The following is an 18,716-nucleotide window of genomic DNA, read 5'->3' as shown; positions in this document are numbered from 1 at the left end:
CACCAATGTTCGCGACAATTGTCAATCGGACATTAGCCTGGTGACTGCGAATTCATTTCACCAGCACGCGTGTCCGTAGGCTGAACATGGACCTTCCAACAGTAGGAGGGTCAAGCAGAAAATCGATTACGATGGATTATTACCCGAAACAGTACGGCGCGGCGGTCACAACGCATGCGTCACCGCTTCCGCTACATCCATTGTCGATGAAGTCCCGCCCATATCCGGGGTCAATGCAGTCCGTTGCGCCGTGACGCTCTCCATTGCCGCAATCAAAGCTGAAGCTGCCTGCTTTTCACCGAGATGGTCAAGCATCAGGGCGCCGGCCCAAATCGTTGCCAACGGATTGGCGATACCCTTTCCAGCAATGTCGGGAGCCGACCCATGCACGGGTTCGAACATCGAGGGAACACCACCTGCGGGATTGACATTGGCGGAAGCTGCAAATCCCAGCCCGCCCTGTATCGCCGCGCCCAGATCCGTCAGAATATCGCCGAAGAGGTTGGACGCGACGACAACATCGAGCGTATCCGGATTGGTGACGAAACGGGCCGCGACCGCATCGACGTGATAGCGCGAAACCCTGACATCCGGAAATTCGGCTGCAAGCGCGTCGGTGACTTCATCCCAGAACACCATCGAATATTTCTGCGCATTGGACTTTGTGACCGAGGCGAGCTTTCCGGATCGCTTCTGCGCCGCTTCAAAGCCGTAGCGCAGGATGCGTTCGACACCGGTGCGCGTGAAGATCGACGTCTCCACCGCGACCTCGTTCCGGGTACCGTGATGTACTCGCCCGCCTGCGCCGCTATATTCGCCTTCTGTGTTTTCGCGGATGCAAAGAATGTCGAAGTCCGTGCTGCGCAAGGGGCCTTCAACCCCTTTCAAAAGACGGTGCGGCCGGGCGTTCACATACAGATCGAAGGATTTGCGGATCGGCAGCAAAAGCCCGTGCAGGGAAACGGAGTCCGGAACCCTCGCCGGCCACCCCACGGCGCCGAGAAGAATTGCATCGAACGGGCGCAACTGTTCGATACCGTCAGTCGGCATCATGACACCGTGTTCGAGATAGTATTCGCAAGACCAAGGGAAGGTCTCCGACGACAAAGTGAAGTCGAAGCGCCCGGCAACGGCGTCCAGGACGAGCCAGGCGGCATTGACCACATCGACGCCAATGCCATCACCGGGAATGCGGGCGATATTGTAGGTCTTCATCGTATCTCCTCGCAGAATCAGGCTTCTGAACGCAATCCACCGATATGGAAGGATTTAACCTCGAGATATTCCTCGATGCCGGTTGGCCCACCCTCACGCCCGAGGCCCGACTGCTTGATACCTCCGAAGGGTGCAATCTCCATGGAAACCGATCCGGTATTCAGGCCCACCATACCGAACTCGAGCCTTTCGCCAACACGCCACGACCGGTGCAGATTTTCGGTGTAGAAATAGGCAGCGAGACCGAAGGGCGTATCATTGGCGATTTCAATTGCCTCCGCTTCGTGGCGAAAGCGGAAAAGCGGTGCGACCGGTCCGAAAGTCTCTTCGGTTGCCACGCGCATTGCCATCGTCGCATTTGTGAGAACAACGGGCGACACAAAATGCTTCGGATCGATATCATCCTTACGCTCCGTAAGATCGAGAGCACCCTTTGATCGAGCGTCGTCGATATGTGCGTGCACCTTCTCGACCGCGGCCAGATTGATAAGCGGGCCAATCTGGGTATCCGCCTCGAATCCGGACCCGATCCGCATCTTCGATACGAAAGCGGCAAGCCGGTCGGCGAAGCGATCATAGATCCCTTCCTGGACCAAAATGCGATTGGCGCAAACGCAGGTCTGGCCGCCATTGCGAAACTTGCTCGCAAGCGCGCCCTCAATTGCCAGATCGATGTCCGCGTCGTCAAACACGATGAACGGTGCATTGCCGCCAAGCTCCAGGCTGAGGCGTTTCACCGTCGGCGCACACTCCTGCATCAGGAGCGAGCCGATCCGCGTCGAACCGGTGAAGGAGAGCTTGCGCACTGCCATGTTGCCGGTCAATTCCGCGCCGATTTCCTGCGGCAGGCCGGTGACGATATTGATAACGCCCTTTGGCACGCCTGCACGCTCGGCAAGAACGATGAGCGCCAGCGCCGAATAGGGCGTCAACTCCGAAGGCTTTATGACCACGGTGCAACCGGCGGCAAGCGCGGGCGCGCATTTCCGGGTGATCATGGCGTTCGGGAAATTCCACGGCGTGATAACCGCCGATACACCGACGGGTTCCTTTAACACGAGGATGCGGCGATCCGCCGTCGGCGCGGGGATCGTGCTGCCGGCGATTCGGCGCGCTTCTTCAGCGAACCATTTGATAAAGGACGCGCCGTAGAGCACTTCGCCCTTGGCCTCGGCAAGTGGTTTGCCCTGTTCGGCTGTCATGATGACCGCCAGATCATCCGCATTGTCCAGCACGAGACCATACCAGCGTTCGAGAACGGCCGCGCGTTCAGCAGCTGTCCGCATGCGCCAATGCACGAAGGCCGTTTTGGCCGCCTCGATGGCAGCTCTTGTATCGGCTGTACCACAGGCCGGGATCGAGCCGATGATTTCGCCGGTCGCTGGATTATCGACCGGAAGTTCGGCCTTGGACGACGCCGCCGACCAGACGCCATCGATGAATATCTGCTGGCGAAAGAGGGATTTGTCACGCAAACGATCAAGAAACATGGGCAACCTCAATAGCCGCGCATTCGATCGACCGTGCCAATCAATGGCAGGCCTTCGCGATGGCGGCGGATGGTATCAAGCACATGATCGACAGCCGTTTCTGGCCGCGTCATGCTGGCGATATGTGGTGTGAGCAGGATTTTTGGATGCGACCAGAAGGGGTGTCCAGCTGGCAAAGGTTCAGGATCGGTGACGTCGAGAACAGCACCCGAAAGCCGACCGCTGTCGAGGGCGGCCAAAAGATCGTCCTGCTGCAGCTGGCCGCCTCGCCCGGCGCTGATCACGGCTGCGCCACGCGGGAGCTGCGCAAACAGCTTCTCATTCAAAATCCCCCGGGTCTCATCGGTCAACGGCAGGAGACAGATCAGTATGTCGCATGCGGCAAGGAAACCCGGCAGTTCGCTCGCGCCCGAATAAGTATCAACAGCCTCAATCACTCGCGGCGACCGGTTCCACCCCGAAAGCGGAAAGCCGAATGGCCGCAGTTTTTCAAGTGCCGCCTGCCCCAGCATGCCAAGACCCAGGACGCCAATCCGCCGCTGGGCAGCTGGCACAAGCCGCATTCCGTGCCAGACAGCACGACGCTGCTGATCAATATAGGGGAGGAGATCGCGGTGCAGTGCGAGCACCGCCATGGTCACATATTCCGTCATGCCTTCGGCAATCCCAGGCTCGATCATGCGAACGAGCGGCAAATGCTCAGGCAGGGCCGAGAGGTCAAACTGATCGATCCCCGCCCCTAACGAGAAAAGTATCTCCAGGTTGGGGAAGGTTTCGGCAAGATTATCGGGCGGAAGCCAGGCTCCCAGATATCGTATATCTTCAGGTCGTCCCGTATCCGGCCAGATGCGGAACGACAGGTCCGCGGCCTTCCGGGCGAAAAGCTCGGCCCATTCCGCACCTCTTACCGGGTCTGCTTTATAGAGGAATGTCAAAGCCCGACCACGCCTGCCAGGCCACCGATATCCTTGATTTCAGTATAGCCATAATACGGCGTCGACGGTTCATGACCGCGCGCGACAAACACCTTGTTCTTGATGCCGAGATCATGTGCCGACATCAGGTCATAGCGCAGGCTCGACGATACATGGAGGAATTCCGAGGGGTGCGCGTCCAACTGCCTGAACATATATTCGAAGGCCTGGAAACGCGGCTTGTAGGCCTGCGCCTGCTGGGCGGTGAACACCTTGTAGAAAGGCGCGCCGAGCTTTTCGACATTGGAATGGATCTGGTCGTTCGAGGCATTGGAGAGGATCACCAGCTTGTAGTGCTCTGCGACCTTTGCCAGACCAGCTGGAACGTCCGCATGCGGGCCCCAGGTTGGAACGGCATCGTAGAATTTCCGGCCATCGGCATCGTCATAGTCGACGCCCCATTTCTGGCAGGTGCGGCGCACGGCATTTTTCAACACCTGCTCATAGGGCTTCCAGTCACCGAGAACTTCGTCGAGACGGTACGCCGCAAAGTCCTTGCAGAACGCATCCATGCTATCGGCAGCAACGCGGTCGGCATAGAGCGACCGCGCCACTTCCGACATCTGGAAGCGTGTCAGCGTCCCGTAGCAATCGAAGGAAATATATTTGGGCTTGAAAGTCGGCATTGCTTGCTCCGTGTTCCCCTTTGTATCGCATATGATGCAACTGTAGGACCAAAAGGTCAGCATGGCGCCCTGACAAAGGTGTTTTGCACGAAGATCATTGCAATTCGCGACACCATTTCAGCATAGGCTGCTGAATGTTCTCGAGATCATTTCCGGTGCTTGAAATCAGCCCTGATCCCCGCATAGTCGCGTTTTAGAACCGGAATCCAGCCGGAACGTTAAGAGCACACGCGGCCAATCCAACAACGGCGCCGCTACGAGGAGCATAAAATGCTGGTGCAGAAAATATTGTCGAATCTCGTCAGCTTCCCGTCAGTCGTCAGGACATCGAATGCCGCGATCATCGACTATATACGATCCTATCTTGCCCAATATGGGGTGGATTCAAGCATTATTGCCGGACCGGAAGGTGATCGTTTCAACCTCTTTGCAACGATTGGTCGGGCTGACGTCCCCGGATATATCCTGTCGGGCCACCTTGACGTCGTCCCCGCGACCGAACCGACCTGGTCGACCGATCCGTTCAGCCTTCGCGAAGATGGAGAACGGCTGATCGGGCGCGGTGCAGTCGACATGAAGGGCTTTGTGGCTTGTGTCCTCGCATCTGTCCCGGCTTTTGTCGCGCGTCCGTTGAAACAGCCGATCCACATCGCCTTCTCCTATGATGAGGAAGCAGGCTGTGTCGGCGTCAGGCATCTTATCGACCGGCTGCCGACGTTGTGCACCAGGCCGGTTGGCTGCTTCGTCGGCGAGCCCTCAGGCATGCAACCGGTATTGCGGCACAAGGGCAAGATCGGCTGCCAGATCTCTATCCACGGCAAATCGGGGCATTCGTCCCGGCCAGATCTCGGCTTAAATGCTATTCACGCCAGCTCGGATATTATCATCGCTATTCGTGATGAAGCTTGCCGGCTCGCAGCGGAAGGTCCGTTCAACGAGCGGTTCGTTCCGTCCTATTCCAGCATGCAAATCGGTGTCATTGCCGGCGGCGCCGCTCTCAATGTCATTCCGGAGAAGTGCACGATCGACGTTGAAGCACGCGCGGTTCCAGGGATCGACCCTGCCACGTTGATGGAACCCATCAGGAAGCGGATGGCCGAATTGTCGGCAAACGGTTCAGGCCTGCGGTTCGAGATACAGACGCTCAGCAGTTATCCGGCGCTTGATCTCGATGAGGCCGACGCGCTTGCCATTCTCGCCGAAAAGATATCCGGGCAGCCCTGCGCCGGTGCTGTCAGCTATGGGACCGAAGCCGGGCTCTATCAGGTTGCGGGCATCCCGTCGATCATCTGCGGGCCGGGCGATATCGCCCGCGCACATCGTCCCAACGAATATGTACTGAAATCCGAACTCAATGACTGCCTGAACGCACTCGGAAGGCTGATGAAAGAGGTCGCCGAATGAGCGCTCAGATATCGATCAGCACTGATTTGGAGCGGAGATTGGCCTCATAGGCTTCCCGTCCCAGGTCCTTGCCGATGCCTGAACTCTTGTAGCCGCCCGTCGGCATGATGAAGTCGTCCGATCGGCCATATCGATTGATCCAGACCGTTCCGGCCTCCAGACTGCGCACCATTCGCAAAGCACGCGACAAGTCGCGCGTGTAAACGCCCGATGCGAGGCCGAATTCCGGATGATCGGCAAGCGCCAATGCTTCCTCCTCATCCTCGAAGGTCTGAACGGTCAGGACCGGTCCAAAGATTTCAGCGCGCGCTGCTTCCATGCCCTGATCAACCCCAATCAGAATGGTAGGTGCATAGAACGTCCCATCACCAAATCCCTCGATTGCATGACCACCGATAAGCGCTTCGGCGCCTTCAGCCACGGTGCGGTGGACAATCGAGTTGACCCGGTCAAGCTGCCCTGCCGAGATGATCGGCGAAAAACTTGTACCTGTGTCCCATGTCGAGCCCGGCTTTACGTCCCGCGCAAGCATGGCGACGCGGTCCAGCAGCGCATCGCGCAAATTGCGGTGCACAAGCAGTCGCGAACCCGCGACACAAACCTGGCCCGCATTGCCAAGGATCGAGCGGGCGATACAACTTGCGGCGAGATCAATATCGGCATCTTCGAACACGATCTGCGGGCTCTTGCCGCCAAGTTCGAGCGTTACCGGCTTGACGCCGTTCAGGGCAGCCGTTGCCATGATGGCCGCGCCGGTTTTTGTCGAACCGGTAAAGGTGATTTTGGCGACATCGGGATGACGGCAAAGAGCATCACCGGCCCCTGCTCCCGTCCCTTGAACAATATTGAAAATACCGCTCGGCAATCCGGCTTCTATCGCAAGCTCGGCAAGCCGCAGCACGGAAACCGGCGTCATCTCGGATGGTTTGAGGACAACCGCATTACCCGCCGCGAGTGCCGGCGCCAGTTTCCACCCGGCCATGACGAGTGGAAAATTCCACGGTGCGATCGCAGCGATGACACCGCGCGGCTCGGTTATGACCATGCCGAAGCGATCACTCTGGGTGGCTGCGACCTCGCCGCCATATTTGTCGGCAAATTCTGCAAAGAAACGGATGGTCTCTGCCAGATAAGGCACGTCCCAACCATCGGCTTGCGCGATCGGCCGTGTTGAACCGACTGCCTCGAGCCGCGCCAGTTCCTGCCGGTTCGCATCGACGAGGTCTGCCCAGCGCCGCATGACCCGCGCGCGTTCGCGCGGCGGCCGTTTGGCCCAATCGGACGTACGGAATGCCTTTTTTGCGCTCGATACGGCGCGGTCGACGACATCGGCGGATGCCAGCGGCAGTTTCGTGTAGACGGCGCCATCGCATGGCCGCCGCACGGGAAGGTCTCCCGTGGCATCCGCAACCAGAGCCCCATCGATGAAATGGCCCGTGGGAACCGCAATAAGCCGGGGATCGAAGCTAAGCATTGACTGCCGCCTTTGGCGCGATGGCGGCATCGCCGGCCGCCCATAAACGCAGCGCTTGCGCAGACAGGCGCCCTTCGAACATTTTGACAATCGCTTCGCCGAGCAATGGACCAAACTTGAACATCTGCCCGTCGCAATTGGTAACGACCAGCGAGGGGCCATGGCTGTCGAGCCGGAACTTTCGCGTGGCGTCCATGACGTAGTAACCGACCTTCATCCGCAAGGGCCGATAGCTGTCAGCGTCGTGCAGATAGGGGGCGAACTGGCTGATAATGTAGTCTGCTTCCGCTATATCGGAGGAAAACCCGGCGGAAGGCGCCGCAAGCCGCCGGTGCGATCCTGCGCCGAATTTCAGTCCGGCGCCACGCAAGTCCGGCAAGGTATAGCCGACGCCATCACCGATCGTGACGATCGACGGAGCGGTTCGCCAGCTTTCGGCAAACTGTGCTGGCGGCTCTACATAGCAGAGAGCCTGGCGATAGGTCGTCAGGTCAGCATAAAGATCAGGCAGGAGCGATGGCAGCCATGCTCCCGCGGCAACCACCAGATGATCGCCCTTTATCGTCTGGCCATTGTCCAGCGTTGCGGTCGCTGCATCGAGGTCAACGCTGGCAACATTGGTGTTGGCCCGGATTTCTGCGCCATGATCCCTGGTCCAGCGCGCCAGCCCGTCCACGATTCGGCTTGCGTAAAGCGGACCGCCAACGCGCGAAAGGAGACCCCAGGCGCTGCGAGGCACCTTCAAATGCGGGCACAGCTCGGCAATTTCGGCCGCGTCGAGGATCTCATGCGCAATGCGATTGTTGCGGAACGAGGCGAGTGTCATTCCTGCATAGTCATCCTCGGCAAGCCCGATAGAAATCGCGCCCGTCGTATCATGGTGTGTTTCGCCAAGATCATTCCAGATGCGGTCCCAGGCGACAAAGGCGTCGGTGACCATGCGCGTGTAGCCTTCCGCCGCGCCATAATGATAACGAATCATGCGGTGATTATCGTAGGAAGCTCCGTTCGGATTTCCAACCGGTCCCTGCTCCAGCAGGACGACTTCCTTCCCGACTTTCAATGCGGCGCGCGCAACGGAAAGACCGACGATCCCTCCACCGATAATAACAACCCGGCTCATGCCTTTTCCCCTTTTACGATCTTGATGGCATAGATCTAGCCTAAGCAATGTAGCCAGCTTTTTATTCGGGCTTTTATCAGCCTAACAGTGCAAAATTGCGTTGTTGGGGAAAGCTCGGAACAATGTTTCTTGCTACAAATCCTAATCTGTCGGCTATGAAAGCCTCTTCGAGCTACGCCGTGGAAAAGGACGCAAGCATGTTGCAAACGCCGGGCGAGTTTTTGCTGCGCACAATGCAGCCAGCGGATCTGGCGGGTGCGTTTGCTTTGTCTTCAGCCGTCAAATGGCCGCATCGTATCGAAGACTGGCAGCTCGTGGCCAGTCTGGGCCACGGCACGGTGGCTGAAGACAGTTCCGGCATTGTCGGTACAATTCTCTGGTGGCCGTTCGGCGACAATTTCGCCACGCTCGGCATGGTGATCGTTTCGGCCGAGCGGCAAAGACGCGGTATTGGCGGTAAGCTCATGGACGCTGCTCTGCGCCAGGCCGCGGGAAGGAATATCCTGCTGATCGCTACGCAGGAAGGCGAGCCGCTTTATAAATCCCTCGGGTTCCGGTCAACGGGAACGATTTCGCAGCATCAGGGCAAGCCGGCAAATTTCAAACCGCTATTGCCCGAGCCCGATCAAACAATTCGCCCCCTGACCAACAACGATACAGCCAGCCTCATCGCGCTCGACGCTGATGCATCAGGGCTGGATCGCAAGCCCATGCTTTCCGCGCTCCTCAGTGCAGGCCAATGTCTCATACTGGAACGAAGCGGACAGTTGGACGGCTATGCAATTCTACGCCGCTTTGGCCGCGGTTCTGTCATCGGGCCGGTCATCGCCCCTGACCTCAAAGCTGCACAGGCGTTGGTTTCGAGCTGGATCATGGCCCGGAGCGAGGAATTCCTGCGTATCGATACGCCGGATGACAGTGAGCTTGGCGATTGGCTCGAAGCGGGGGGTCTGCCCAAGGTCGGAGGCGGGATGAGAATGGTTCGCGGTGATACCCCAAGACCCGCATCAAATTATCGCATCTTCACCCTGACAAATCAGGCTTTGGGATAAACAGCATCTCCCGCTGCCTTGTCAGCGAAAAAAGCATCCCATAGTGGAAAGCTTGTCCTGTTCAGCATGCCATTTCTCGCCCGCAATGCGAATTTGGTCGCATGGCAATTTGAAAGGACATGACATGCTGAGCAACTCTCTTGTCGAGCTCGATCGCGAGCATCTTATCCACCCGGTCGCCTCCTACCGGGGTCACGAAAATCGCGGCGTGACCGTACTGCAGTCGGCCAGGGGCGTCTTTGTCAAGGACGCGAGCGGCCACGAGCTGATCGATGGTTTTGCCGGTCTCTGGTGCGTCAATGCCGGCTATGGGCAGGATTCGATTGTCGATGCGGTGACGGAGCAGATGCGCCGCCTGCCCTATGCAACCGGCTATTTCTCGCTTGGCAGCGAACCCGCGATCCGCTTGGCCGCTGAACTTGCCGAACGCTCGCCCGGGGATCTCAATCGCATCTATTTCACCCTCGGCGGCTCCGACGCGGTCGATTCCGCCGTGCGCTTCATTCATTATTATTTCAATGCCCTCGGCAAACCGCAGAAGAAGCAGTTCATCACGCTCGAACGCGGCTATCATGGCTCTTCTTCAACGGGCGCGGGCCTGACGGCGCTGCCAATATTCCACAGGGGTTTCGATCTGCCTTTGCCGTGGCAGCATAAAATTGCATCGCCCTACCCCTACCGCAATCCGGTGGGGAGTGATCCGTCCGCCATCATCGCCGCTTCGGTGGAAGCATTGCGCCAGCGTGTCGAGCAGCTCGGTCCCGACAATGTCGCCGCTTTCTTCTGCGAACCGATCCAGGGTTCTGGCGGAGTTATCGTTCCGCCCGCCGGTTGGCTCAAGGCCATGCGCGAGACATGCCGTGATCTCGATATTCTCTTCGTGGCCGATGAGGTCATCACCGGTTTCGGCCGGACCGGACCGCTCTTTGCCTGCGAGATGGAGGAAGTCGTGCCGGACATGATGACCGTGGCCAAGGGGCTAACCTCCGGCTACGTGCCCATGGGTGCGCTGTTCATGCGCGAGGAAATCTATCAGACCATTGCCGAAAGCGCAGGTGCCGCCGCGGTCGGTCATGGCTTCACCTATTCGGCCCATCCGGTCAGTGCAGCGGCCGGTCTTGCAACGCTCAAGCTCTATACGGAGGGCGGACTGCTGGCGAATGGCCAGACGATGGGTGACCGCTTCAATGCACGACTCGAGCGTCTGCGCGATCATCCTCTCGTCGGCGATGTACGCGGGCGCGGCTTGCTCGCCGCGGTCGAGCTTGTAAGCGACAAGGCGGCAAAGACAAAGTTCGATCCCGACCTGAAGCTCAGCGAACGCCTGTTTGAGGCCGCCTATCGGAATGGCCTTATCCTGCGCGCCTTCACCGACGATGTACTTGGCTTCGCTCCGCCGTTGAGCTGCACGGAAGATGAAATTGACCTCATCGTCGAGCGTGTGCGCTCGACACTCGATACCGTTCTGGACCTGAAAGAAGTGCGTGCAGTTATCAGTGAGCCGGCTTGAAATAAAGCGCTTGACCTTACCACGTTGGAATAGTTCAGGCTTCTTTCATTCGAAACTTTAACGAAGGAGAACTCCATATGTGCACAGCTCACGAGCACCATTCCGAAACCACCGCACCCGTTAACGCTGACGTGTCGTTCCGCGTTGACGACATGACCTGCGGACATTGCGCCGGCGTGATCAAGGGTGCCATTGAAAAGACCGTTCCAGGTGCCGCTGTGCATGCCGATCCCGTAAGCCGGACCGTTTCGGTCGGCGGTGTTTCGGACGCTGCCCGCATTGCAGAAATCATCACAGCTGCAGGCTATACACCTGAAGCCCGCGCCTGATCGCATAGACACCGGCGGCACGTGCTGCTGCCAGCCGCCGGTATCGATCAACCACCCACCCCGCCCTGGATCCCGCGATCAATCGGCACACAAAGTGCTTCGATGCAGCGATCAACCTTGCAACTTCATCGGGTATTAGAGCAGTATCGCTACAGAGGAACCATAAGGCAGACATGTGATGCGACTACCGAAGCTCGACCGGATCGATCTTAAAATTCTTTACGAGCTTCAAAAGAATGGCCGCATCACCAATGTGGACCTTGCGGACGCCGTGGGGCTTTCGCCGAGCCCGTGCCTGATGCGGGTTAAGCGGCTTGAACAGGCTGGCTACGTCACCGGTTATGGTGCCCAGATCAACATCGCAAAGCTCGGCGAAACTGTATCGGTGTTCACCGAGGTCACGCTGTCGGACCATCGGCGCGAGGACTTCGTCCGTTTTGAAAACGCCATCCGCAATATCGATGAGATCGTCGAGTGCCATCTCGTCAGCGGCGGCTATGACTACCTTCTGAAATTCATCACCCGCGGCGTCGTGCACTATCAGGGCATTGTCGAGAACCTGCTCGAACGCAATATCGGGATCGAGAAATATTTCAGCTATATCGTGATCAAATCACCCTTCATCAAGAATTACTATCCACTGACAGCGCTATTCGATCACGACGACCGCAGTTAACGCGGAGCGCGATGATCCCTGTGGCATGCGCCGCATTCGGCCAGCGCCTCGATGACACGGCAATCGCCGATACGGTGCCCGTCGCAGCTTTCGACAACGCGCTGCAATTCGGCCTCAAGCAGCTTGAGCCGCTGGATCTTGTCACGCACGGATCCGAGCTGCTGACGCGCGATTTCATCTGCCCCATCGCATGGCGCCTCCGGATCGCGAGATAATACAATCAGCTGCCGGATCGCCTCGATCGACATACCTAGATCCCGGGCGTGGAGGATGAAGAGCAGCCGTTCATGATGTGATTTCAGATAGCGGCGCTGATTGCCTTCCGAACGCTCCGGCTCATCCAGCAGGCCGATCGATTCGTAGTAGCGGATCGTCTCCACCTTGCAGCCCGTCGTTGTCGAAAGGCGGCCAATCGAAAAAGTGCGTTCCATCGAATTTTTCCTCTTGAACCTATAGTTACTAGAGGGATTAGCGTCATTGAAGTCAAGAATCCTTTGAACGAAAACAGGAGACATTCAATGACCGGGACAGGTTCGGAAGGTCATTCCGGCAGCATCAGCGAGGCTTTCACCTTCAAGGTCGGCGGGATGGATTGCGGCAGTTGCGCAAACACGATCAAGACCGCGCTGGGCCGGGTGCCCGGTGTCTCCGACCTCAAGATTTCGGTGACAACAGAAACGATGTCGCTCATGCTGGATGAGACCGCGACGCCGGTTTCCGAGATTGAGAAAAGGGTTCGCAAGCTTGGTTTCGAGCCAAGCCTGACCCGCCGCCCAGCCAAGCAGTCAGCGCATGATGCTGGCCACGTCCATGGACCGAACTGCAATCATGATCACGATGATCATGACCACCATCAAGGGCACGCGCATGGCCACAAGACGCACAGTCATGTCCCCCACGTCCATGGACCAGGCTGTAACCACGATCACCATGACGGACATGATCACAAGCAACATGCTGCGCATCAACATGCGGCGCATGTCCATGGCCCCAATTGCAGCCATGACCATGCTGTGCCTGCCACCGGCACTCCTGCCCCGGCAGATCATCTCACCTGGAAGGTCGAAGGTATGGATTGCGCGAGTTGCGCGGCAACGATCCGGACGGCTCTTGAACGCGTTCCGGGCGTCACAGATATTCGCGTTTCGGTAACAAACGAAACCCTAACCCTGGCCCTCAACGAGCGCCTGACATCGGCCGGCACCGTAGAAAGCAGGGTAGCATCGCTTGGCTACAAGCCAAGCCGCATCATAAAGGGCACGGCCACCGCCCCGTCCACGCCGGCCGCGTCGCCGCGCCGCTGGTGGCAAACGCCCAAGGCGAAGATTGCCGTTATCGCCGGTGCACTGCTTGGCGCCTCCTATGTCGCCAGCCTGGTTCGGCCGGAGCTTGCCTATTGGGTATTCTTGCTGGCAACCATCGTCGCAGCAGCTCCCATTGCACGCCGCGCGATCATGGCGGCCCTTGCCGGCGCTCCCTTTACGATCGAGATGCTTCTGACAATAGCTGCTGGCGGCGCGATTATCATCGGCGCCGTCGAGGAAGCCGCAGTTGTGGTCTTCCTGTTCGCTGTCGGTGAAGTACTGGAAGGCTTTGCCGCCAGCAAGGCGCGTGCCGGAATAAAGGCGCTCGGCGCGCTCGTACCGAAGACGGCTTATGTCGAGGACAACGGTACGGTTCGTGAAGTTCCCGCCGAAGCGCTGCGCATCGGACAGATCATTGTCGCCCGCACTGGCGACAGCATTCCAGCCGATGGCGAAGTTGTGGAAGGCATGTCGAGTGTCGATGAATCGCCGATCACCGGTGAATCGGTACCGCGCTTGAAGGAGCCGGGCGCCGCGATCTTTGCCGGATCGATCAATCATGAGGCAACGTTGCGCATCCGCGTCAACCGCGCCGCACAGGACAATACCATTAGCCGTATCATCACACTGGTCGAGGAAGCCCAGGAGTCCAAGGCTCCAACCGAGCGTTTCATCGATCGCTTCTCGCGCATCTATATGCCGCTGATCGTCGGCATCGCGATCCTCGTTGCAATTGTTCCCCCGCTTGCCGCCGGCGCAGAGTGGGGAACGTGGATCTATCGCGCTCTGGCTCTGCTGCTGATCGGTTGTCCGTGCGCCCTTGTCATTTCGGTGCCGGCTGCCATCGCGTCGAGCCTGTCTTCTGCCGCCAAGCATGGTCTGCTTATTAAGGGCGGCGCGGTCATCGAAGCGCTGGCCGGCGCCCAGACCGTCGCGTTTGACAAAACCGGAACGCTCACGCGCGGCGAGCCCATCGTGACGGATATCGTCGCCTGCGATGGCAACATAGCAAGCTTTCTGTCGACCGTAAGCGCTCTTGAGCAGGAAGCGAGCCATCCGCTGGCCAAGGCAATTGTCGACCGCGCTGGCGCAGACGCGATCGCTCCTGGCAATGCCACCGGCGTCAAGAGCGTCGCGGGCAAGGGCGTGGAAGGTCAGGTCGGTGACCAGAGACTCTTCATCGGAGCGCCACGTTTTGCCCGCGAAGCCGGAACGATCGACCAATCGCTCGCACGGCAGATTCACACCCTCGAAGCGGAAGGAAAGACCGTGGTTGTCGCCGTGGCAAATGGCGATGCGATTGGCCTCGTTGGCCTGCGGGATGAGCCGCGCAGCGACGCCCGCGCCGGCGTTGCCGCACTGAAGGCAGCCGGCATCGACACGGTGATGCTGACTGGTGACAATAACGCAACCGCTGCCGCGATAGCCCGCGAACTCGGTGTTAAAGCCCGCGCCGAAATGATGCCTGAGGACAAGGTACTGACGATCCGGGAACTGGCGGAACAGCGTAAGGTCGTCATGGTTGGTGATGGCATCAACGACGCGCCCGCCCTTGCGGCAGCCCATGTCGGTGTCGCAATGGGATCGGGTACCGACGTCGCACTCGAAGCGGCCGACGCTGCTTTGCTGCGCAATCGCGTTCAGGACATCGCTACGTTGATCGGCCTATCCCGCGCCACCATGCGCAACATTCGCCAGAATGTGACGATCGCGCTCGGGTTGAAGGTGGCATTTCTGGTGACCACGGTATTCGGCGTCACTGGTCTTTGGATCGCCGTGTTTGCCGATACCGGCGCTACAGTTCTCGTGACCCTCAATGCCATGCGTCTCCTTGGCTATCTCAAGAAGGAGAAGGCAACGCCTGCGACAACGCCCCGGATATTGGCTACTGCCTGATCCGCTAGAAATAATCCCGCCCTCTTCGAAGGAGGGCGGGACACCGGATTATTCCGATGAGAATACCTTAGCCGCCTATGACGGCCGCCAGGTGCCATAGATCTTCAACACGTCTTCCCGGCTGTTCCATGCGAGCGACGCACCCTTTGGCAGAAGACAGGTTTCACCCGGCCCCCAGATTGTTTCCTGTTCGCTGCCGTTGCCGATCTCCACGCTGCCTGCGAGCATATGCATCATCTCATAGTAAACGTAGTTCATTGGCCGGCGGTGATAGGGCGTCGAACTCCATACACCGGCTGTCCATTCCCCGGAGGGATCGGCATACCAGCGGCGGTTCTGACATTGCGGTTTATCCGAAATCAGCAATTCCGCCGATGGGCTGGCAGATGGTGGCCGCGGAGCGTCAAGATCAAAAGCGACGATACCCGTCTCCGTCGCAGCAGGATCCGCCTCACCTGCAAAGCTCATAAAGTCCCATTGGGCTAGGGCATCTGCGCTCCAGACAACGCTAATGCCCTGCGGGATGACTGCAACACTCCCCTCGATCATCGTCACAACCCGAATCCCGTCATCGAGAATGAGCTTTCCGCCTTTGACAATGATGAGTTCGTGGTGCGGGTAGCGCGTGCTGTCGCTCGTACCGGATGCAGGCCCGCAGGAACCTGCTGCTATCCTGCCTTCCGCCGAAAACGCTATAACGCGCGCTTCGGCAAAGGGATCGCCGGGTGAAACTTCATGCGGGCCGGCCTGGCTGACCAGGGGGTGAACGCTGATAATATTGGGCATGGAATTATCTCCCATAAGTTGGCTGACAGTTACGGCTGCGACAGCCGGATTTGAAAAAAAGCCCCGGCTCGTTGGAACCGGGGCCCTGGCATAATTTTGGGAGGCCATTCGTTACTTCGTCACCAGGTCCTTGGTCAGAACATAATAGTTCAGAGGATGCGGCCTGTAGTTCTCGAGTTTTTCCGAATAGGCGTCGAATACCGTTTCATGGATCAGATAGACCGAGACAGCTTCTTCATAGAGCTTTTTCACTGCTTGTTCGTAGATGGCATAACGCTTTGCCGGCTCAGCCACCGTATAGGCCGACTTGATCAGCTTGTCGGTCTCTTCATTGCAATAATGCGAGATGTTGTAGCTGCCGCCGCAGGTGTAGTCCGCATTAAGAAAGCCGACCGGTTCCGCAACGTCGGTGGTATAACCGCGCGACATCAGTGCCATGTCGAAATTGCCAGACAACAGGTCAGGCTCGATCGCACTGTAATCGGCGACCCTGACCTCGACCTTGATGCCAATTTCCTGCAACTGCGCCTGGATGATCGCGGCGACATCCTTCAGTTCGGTTTTGGCCGTATAGGCCAGAAGCCCGACCGTCAGGCTGCCCGGCGCAACGCCTGCTTCAGCGAGCAGGGCTTTAGCCCTGTCGACATCATAAGCCGGCTCCGGTTCCTGTTGCGCCCATGGTTCGCCCGGTGAAAACGGCATGGTCGCGCCCTTCACGGCGCCTTCGTAGATACTCTCCGCGATGCCAAAACTGTCAATGGCGGCCTGGATCGCCTGCCGCACCTTTACGTTGTTGAATGGCGGCTTGGCATTGTTCAGCAACAGTTCCGTGATGCGTGGTGATGGGATCGGCGCCACCTTTACGCCTTCTGTCGATTCGACCGTCTTGACGGTCCATGGTGGTACAAGCCGCGAAATTTGTGCTTCACCGGTACGGATCTGGGTTGCGCGCGTATCGGCATCCGGAACGAAATTCACACGGCCGCCGGCAAGCTTGGGCATACCGCCCCAATACTCATGATTGGCCATAAGAGTCATGTACTGGTTCGGATCGACCTCTGTGATCTTGAAAGGACCGGTACAGGTTCCGATCGGGTCGACTTTTCCGGATTTGTAGGCAGCAGGCGCGAGGATAGTCGTTGCAGGGCTCGCCAATTGCGCGGGCAACAGAACCGATGGCTCCACCGTCGTGATCTTCACCACATCTTCGCCAACCGGCTCGACAGAGGCTACCAGCTTGGATGAGAAGGCGCGGGCGGGGACGGGTGCTTTCAAGCGGTTGTTCAGCGCATTGACAACTGTCTCGGCATTGAATGGTTCGCCATTCTGGAATTTGACGCCTTTGCGTAACTTGAACTCCCAAACCGTGGGAGCGGTTTGCGTCCATGACTCGGCAAGGCTCGGCTCGAGCTTCGTGTCATAACCGATACGCACCAGCCCTTCGAAGCAACCCGCGCGTGAGCCCAGATAGGCATCATCCGAGGACAGATCCCATCCTGTTTTCACGCCGAAATTGTCATCATACGTAACCATCCCGCCCTCGGCCGCATGGGCACCGAATGAGACTACCAATGCGCATGTCGTTAATATCGCATGTTTCAACATTGTGTTATTCCCCTTTACTTTTTGACGGCATCCTTGCTCAACAACAATGACAAGGAGAAAGCAACGCGTCACTGCTGTTGAATTAAGAATACAAAACACCCGCTATAGATATTCTTGGAATATCTATTCAGAATATTTCTATTCTATATTCTTTCTTCGGAATTAAATTCCGATTCTACTTCGGCAATGCGTCAATTCGTCTGAATTTGACAAGAAAAACATAAGCCGAGCAAACCAATCAACTCAATTCCTGCCAATGGTGGCAACGCACAAGATGCTCGTCAGCCACTGCACTGAACTCCGGTTCCTTTGTGCTGCATCTGTCCGTCGCGTATCGGCAACGGGTATGGAACCTGCAGCCATCGGGGGGATTGAGCGGACTGGGCAAATCACCATCCAGCAGCATTTCCGGCGCATGCAGTCCGGTTTCGTCGAGCATCGACGATGCGATCAGCGCCTTGGTGTAAGGATGTTTCGGCGCACGAAACAATTCATCGCGGTCGGCGATCTCAACGATCCGCCCAAGATACATCACCGCGATGCGATCGCAGAGATAGCGCACCACGCGTAGATCGTGCGAGATCATCAGAATGGTCAAGCCATGGCGCTGCTTCAGGTCCATCAGCAGATTCAGGATCTGCGTCCGCATCGACGCGTCGAGTGCCGATGTCGGCTCATCGCAGACAAGAAAACTAGGCTTGAGAAGAAGAGCGCGCCCAATCACCACGCGCTGCAACTGTCCTCCGGAACATTGGCTTGGATAGCGATCGTAGAAGGAGCCATCGAGACCAACTTCCTCCAGCATCTGGTAGACGCGCGCATTGCGTTCGTCGCGTGTTCCAATCCCGTGCTGCTCAAGCGGCGTTTCCATGCTTTGCCCGATGCGCATACGGGGATCCAGCGCTGAATAGGGATCCTGAAATATCAGCTGCACGACCCGGCGCATACGGCGAAGCGCTTCGCCCTCCATATGCAGAATGTCGTGCTCGCCAATAGTGAGTTCACCATTCGTCGCATGGGTGAGCCGGGTCATGAGCCTGGCGATGGTGCTCTTGCCGCAACCCGATTCGCCCACCAGCCCAAGGACTTCACCCTCTGCGATCGTAAGCGAAACACCATCGACAGATTTGACCATGCGATGACCGAGACCCGGTATCGGATAGTATTTGAAAAGGTCCTTGGCGACGACGTAGGGCGTCTTTTTACTACCGGCGGAAGGAGGCGATTGCATTGCGGCGGCTAATTGCATCAC

Annotated in this window: 16 protein-coding genes; 6 read left to right on the top strand and 10 right to left on the bottom strand. The window is 58.1% G+C overall.

The genetic code is table 11. From position 1 onward, the window contains the following. Positions 1–165: 165 nt before the first annotated feature. The 4 genes from AAAC48_RS05960 to AAAC48_RS05945 are packed head-to-tail and all read right to left on the bottom strand — an operon-like array spanning position 166 to position 4,305. The gene (locus AAAC48_RS05960; RefSeq protein ID WP_340653300.1) at positions 166–1,215 is read right to left on the bottom strand and encodes a tartrate dehydrogenase; all 1,050 of its coding nucleotides are present in this window, start codon (positions 1,213–1,215) and stop codon (positions 166–168) included. A 17-nt stretch (positions 1,216–1,232) separates the two neighbouring features. Next, positions 1,233–2,705: an NAD-dependent succinate-semialdehyde dehydrogenase gene (locus AAAC48_RS05955; protein ID WP_340653299.1), complete on the bottom strand. Its 1,473-nt coding sequence runs from the start codon at positions 2,703–2,705 to the stop codon at positions 1,233–1,235. A gap of 8 nt (positions 2,706–2,713) precedes the next feature. Further along, positions 2,714–3,640 (bottom strand): glyoxylate/hydroxypyruvate reductase A, encoded by a 927-nt coding sequence (locus AAAC48_RS05950; RefSeq protein WP_340653298.1) that lies wholly within the window; start codon positions 3,638–3,640, stop codon positions 2,714–2,716. Then, a complete protein-coding gene (locus AAAC48_RS05945; RefSeq protein ID WP_340653297.1) occupies positions 3,637–4,305 on the bottom strand; it encodes a haloacid dehalogenase type II in 669 nt (222 codons plus the stop codon). The genes AAAC48_RS05950 and AAAC48_RS05945 overlap by 4 nt, the downstream gene beginning before the upstream one ends. A gap of 270 nt (positions 4,306–4,575) precedes the next feature. Between AAAC48_RS05945 and argE the strand changes: the two genes are divergently transcribed. Beyond that, positions 4,576–5,709: an acetylornithine deacetylase gene (gene argE / locus AAAC48_RS05940; protein ID WP_340653296.1), complete on the top strand. Its 1,134-nt coding sequence runs from the start codon at positions 4,576–4,578 to the stop codon at positions 5,707–5,709. A 4-nt stretch (positions 5,710–5,713) separates the two neighbouring features. Here the strand turns inward: argE and AAAC48_RS05935 are convergent, their stop codons facing one another. Beyond that, complete coding sequence (locus AAAC48_RS05935) at positions 5,714–7,183, bottom strand: aldehyde dehydrogenase family protein (RefSeq protein WP_340653295.1); 1,470 nt, start codon at positions 7,181–7,183, stop codon at positions 5,714–5,716. Next, positions 7,176–8,306 carry an FAD-dependent oxidoreductase gene (locus tag AAAC48_RS05930; protein ID WP_340653294.1) on the bottom strand — a complete coding sequence of 377 codons (1,131 nt, stop codon included), beginning with the start codon at positions 8,304–8,306 and terminating at the stop codon, positions 7,176–7,178. The genes AAAC48_RS05935 and AAAC48_RS05930 overlap by 8 nt, the downstream gene beginning before the upstream one ends. 197 nt (positions 8,307–8,503) lie before the next feature. Between AAAC48_RS05930 and AAAC48_RS05925 the strand changes: the two genes are divergently transcribed. From AAAC48_RS05925 to AAAC48_RS05910, 4 genes are all read left to right on the top strand, one after another. Continuing rightward, the gene (locus tag AAAC48_RS05925) at positions 8,504–9,358 is read left to right on the top strand and encodes a GNAT family N-acetyltransferase (RefSeq protein WP_340653293.1); all 855 of its coding nucleotides are present in this window, start codon (positions 8,504–8,506) and stop codon (positions 9,356–9,358) included. A 124-nt stretch (positions 9,359–9,482) separates the two neighbouring features. Further along, entirely contained in the window at positions 9,483–10,868 is a 1,386-nt protein-coding gene (locus AAAC48_RS05920; RefSeq protein ID WP_340653292.1) for an aspartate aminotransferase family protein, read from the top strand. 77 nt (positions 10,869–10,945) lie between these two features. Then, positions 10,946–11,197, top strand: coding sequence for a heavy-metal-associated domain-containing protein (locus AAAC48_RS05915; protein ID WP_340653291.1), 252 nt, complete (start codon positions 10,946–10,948; stop codon positions 11,195–11,197). A 178-nt stretch (positions 11,198–11,375) separates the two neighbouring features. After that, positions 11,376–11,873, top strand: a complete 498-nt coding sequence (locus AAAC48_RS05910) for an Lrp/AsnC family transcriptional regulator (RefSeq protein ID WP_100003721.1) — start codon at positions 11,376–11,378, stop codon at positions 11,871–11,873. Here the strand turns inward: AAAC48_RS05910 and AAAC48_RS05905 are convergent. Continuing rightward, a complete protein-coding gene (locus AAAC48_RS05905; RefSeq protein ID WP_340653290.1) occupies positions 11,870–12,304 on the bottom strand; it encodes a helix-turn-helix domain-containing protein in 435 nt (144 codons plus the stop codon). The two genes, AAAC48_RS05910 and AAAC48_RS05905, sit on opposite strands and share 4 nt — an antisense overlap. An 87-nt stretch (positions 12,305–12,391) precedes the next feature. Here AAAC48_RS05905 and AAAC48_RS05900 point away from each other — a divergent pair, with 87 nt between their 5' ends. Continuing rightward, on the top strand, positions 12,392–15,073 hold the full coding sequence (locus tag AAAC48_RS05900; RefSeq protein ID WP_340653289.1) for a heavy metal translocating P-type ATPase: 2,682 nt from the start codon (positions 12,392–12,394) through the stop codon (positions 15,071–15,073). Positions 15,074–15,148: 75 nt separating this feature from the next. Here the strand turns inward: AAAC48_RS05900 and AAAC48_RS05895 are convergent, their stop codons facing one another. The 3 genes from AAAC48_RS05895 to AAAC48_RS05885 form a co-directional block, all read right to left on the bottom strand. Beyond that, on the bottom strand, positions 15,149–15,859 hold the full coding sequence (locus AAAC48_RS05895; protein ID WP_340653288.1) for a cupin domain-containing protein: 711 nt from the start codon (positions 15,857–15,859) through the stop codon (positions 15,149–15,151). Between the two features lie 111 nt (positions 15,860–15,970). Next, positions 15,971–17,464 (bottom strand): ABC transporter substrate-binding protein, encoded by a 1,494-nt coding sequence (locus AAAC48_RS05890; RefSeq protein WP_340653287.1) that lies wholly within the window; start codon positions 17,462–17,464, stop codon positions 15,971–15,973. Between the two features lie 238 nt (positions 17,465–17,702). Then, the gene (locus AAAC48_RS05885; RefSeq protein ID WP_340653286.1) at positions 17,703–18,713 is read right to left on the bottom strand and encodes an oligopeptide/dipeptide ABC transporter ATP-binding protein; all 1,011 of its coding nucleotides are present in this window, start codon (positions 18,711–18,713) and stop codon (positions 17,703–17,705) included. Positions 18,714–18,716 lie beyond the last annotated feature (3 nt).

The organism is Phyllobacterium sp. (genome assembly GCF_037994405.1).
In the GTDB taxonomy this organism is placed as follows: domain Bacteria; phylum Pseudomonadota; class Alphaproteobacteria; order Rhizobiales; family Rhizobiaceae; genus Phyllobacterium.
This window is presented reverse-complemented; position numbering and strand designations above follow the sequence as displayed.

Excerpts from the sequence above, each read along its gene's own strand:
- AAAC48_RS05960 (WP_340653300.1), bottom strand. The coding sequence starts at position 1,215 with ATGAAGACCTACAATATCGCCCGCATTCCCGGTGATGGCATTGGCGTC.
- AAAC48_RS05955 (WP_340653299.1), bottom strand. The coding sequence starts at position 2,705 with ATGTTTCTTGATCGTTTGCGTGACAAATCCCTCTTTCGCCAGCAGATA.
- AAAC48_RS05945 (WP_340653297.1), bottom strand. The coding sequence starts at position 4,305 with ATGCCGACTTTCAAGCCCAAATATATTTCCTTCGATTGCTACGGGACG.
- argE (WP_340653296.1), top strand. The coding sequence starts at position 4,576 with ATGCTGGTGCAGAAAATATTGTCGAATCTCGTCAGCTTCCCGTCAGTC.
- AAAC48_RS05935 (WP_340653295.1), bottom strand. The coding sequence starts at position 7,183 with ATGCTTAGCTTCGATCCCCGGCTTATTGCGGTTCCCACGGGCCATTTC.
- AAAC48_RS05930 (WP_340653294.1), bottom strand. The coding sequence starts at position 8,306 with ATGAGCCGGGTTGTTATTATCGGTGGAGGGATCGTCGGTCTTTCCGTT.
- AAAC48_RS05925 (WP_340653293.1), top strand. The coding sequence starts at position 8,504 with ATGTTGCAAACGCCGGGCGAGTTTTTGCTGCGCACAATGCAGCCAGCG.
- AAAC48_RS05920 (WP_340653292.1), top strand. The coding sequence starts at position 9,483 with ATGCTGAGCAACTCTCTTGTCGAGCTCGATCGCGAGCATCTTATCCAC.
- AAAC48_RS05915 (WP_340653291.1), top strand. The coding sequence starts at position 10,946 with ATGTGCACAGCTCACGAGCACCATTCCGAAACCACCGCACCCGTTAAC.
- AAAC48_RS05910 (WP_100003721.1), top strand. The coding sequence starts at position 11,376 with ATGCGACTACCGAAGCTCGACCGGATCGATCTTAAAATTCTTTACGAG.
- AAAC48_RS05905 (WP_340653290.1), bottom strand. The coding sequence starts at position 12,304 with ATGGAACGCACTTTTTCGATTGGCCGCCTTTCGACAACGACGGGCTGC.
- AAAC48_RS05900 (WP_340653289.1), top strand. The coding sequence starts at position 12,392 with ATGACCGGGACAGGTTCGGAAGGTCATTCCGGCAGCATCAGCGAGGCT.
- AAAC48_RS05895 (WP_340653288.1), bottom strand. The coding sequence starts at position 15,859 with ATGCCCAATATTATCAGCGTTCACCCCCTGGTCAGCCAGGCCGGCCCG.
- AAAC48_RS05890 (WP_340653287.1), bottom strand. The coding sequence starts at position 17,464 with ATGTTGAAACATGCGATATTAACGACATGCGCATTGGTAGTCTCATTC.
- AAAC48_RS05885 (WP_340653286.1), bottom strand. The coding sequence starts at position 18,713 with ATGCAATTAGCCGCCGCAATGCAATCGCCTCCTTCCGCCGGTAGTAAA.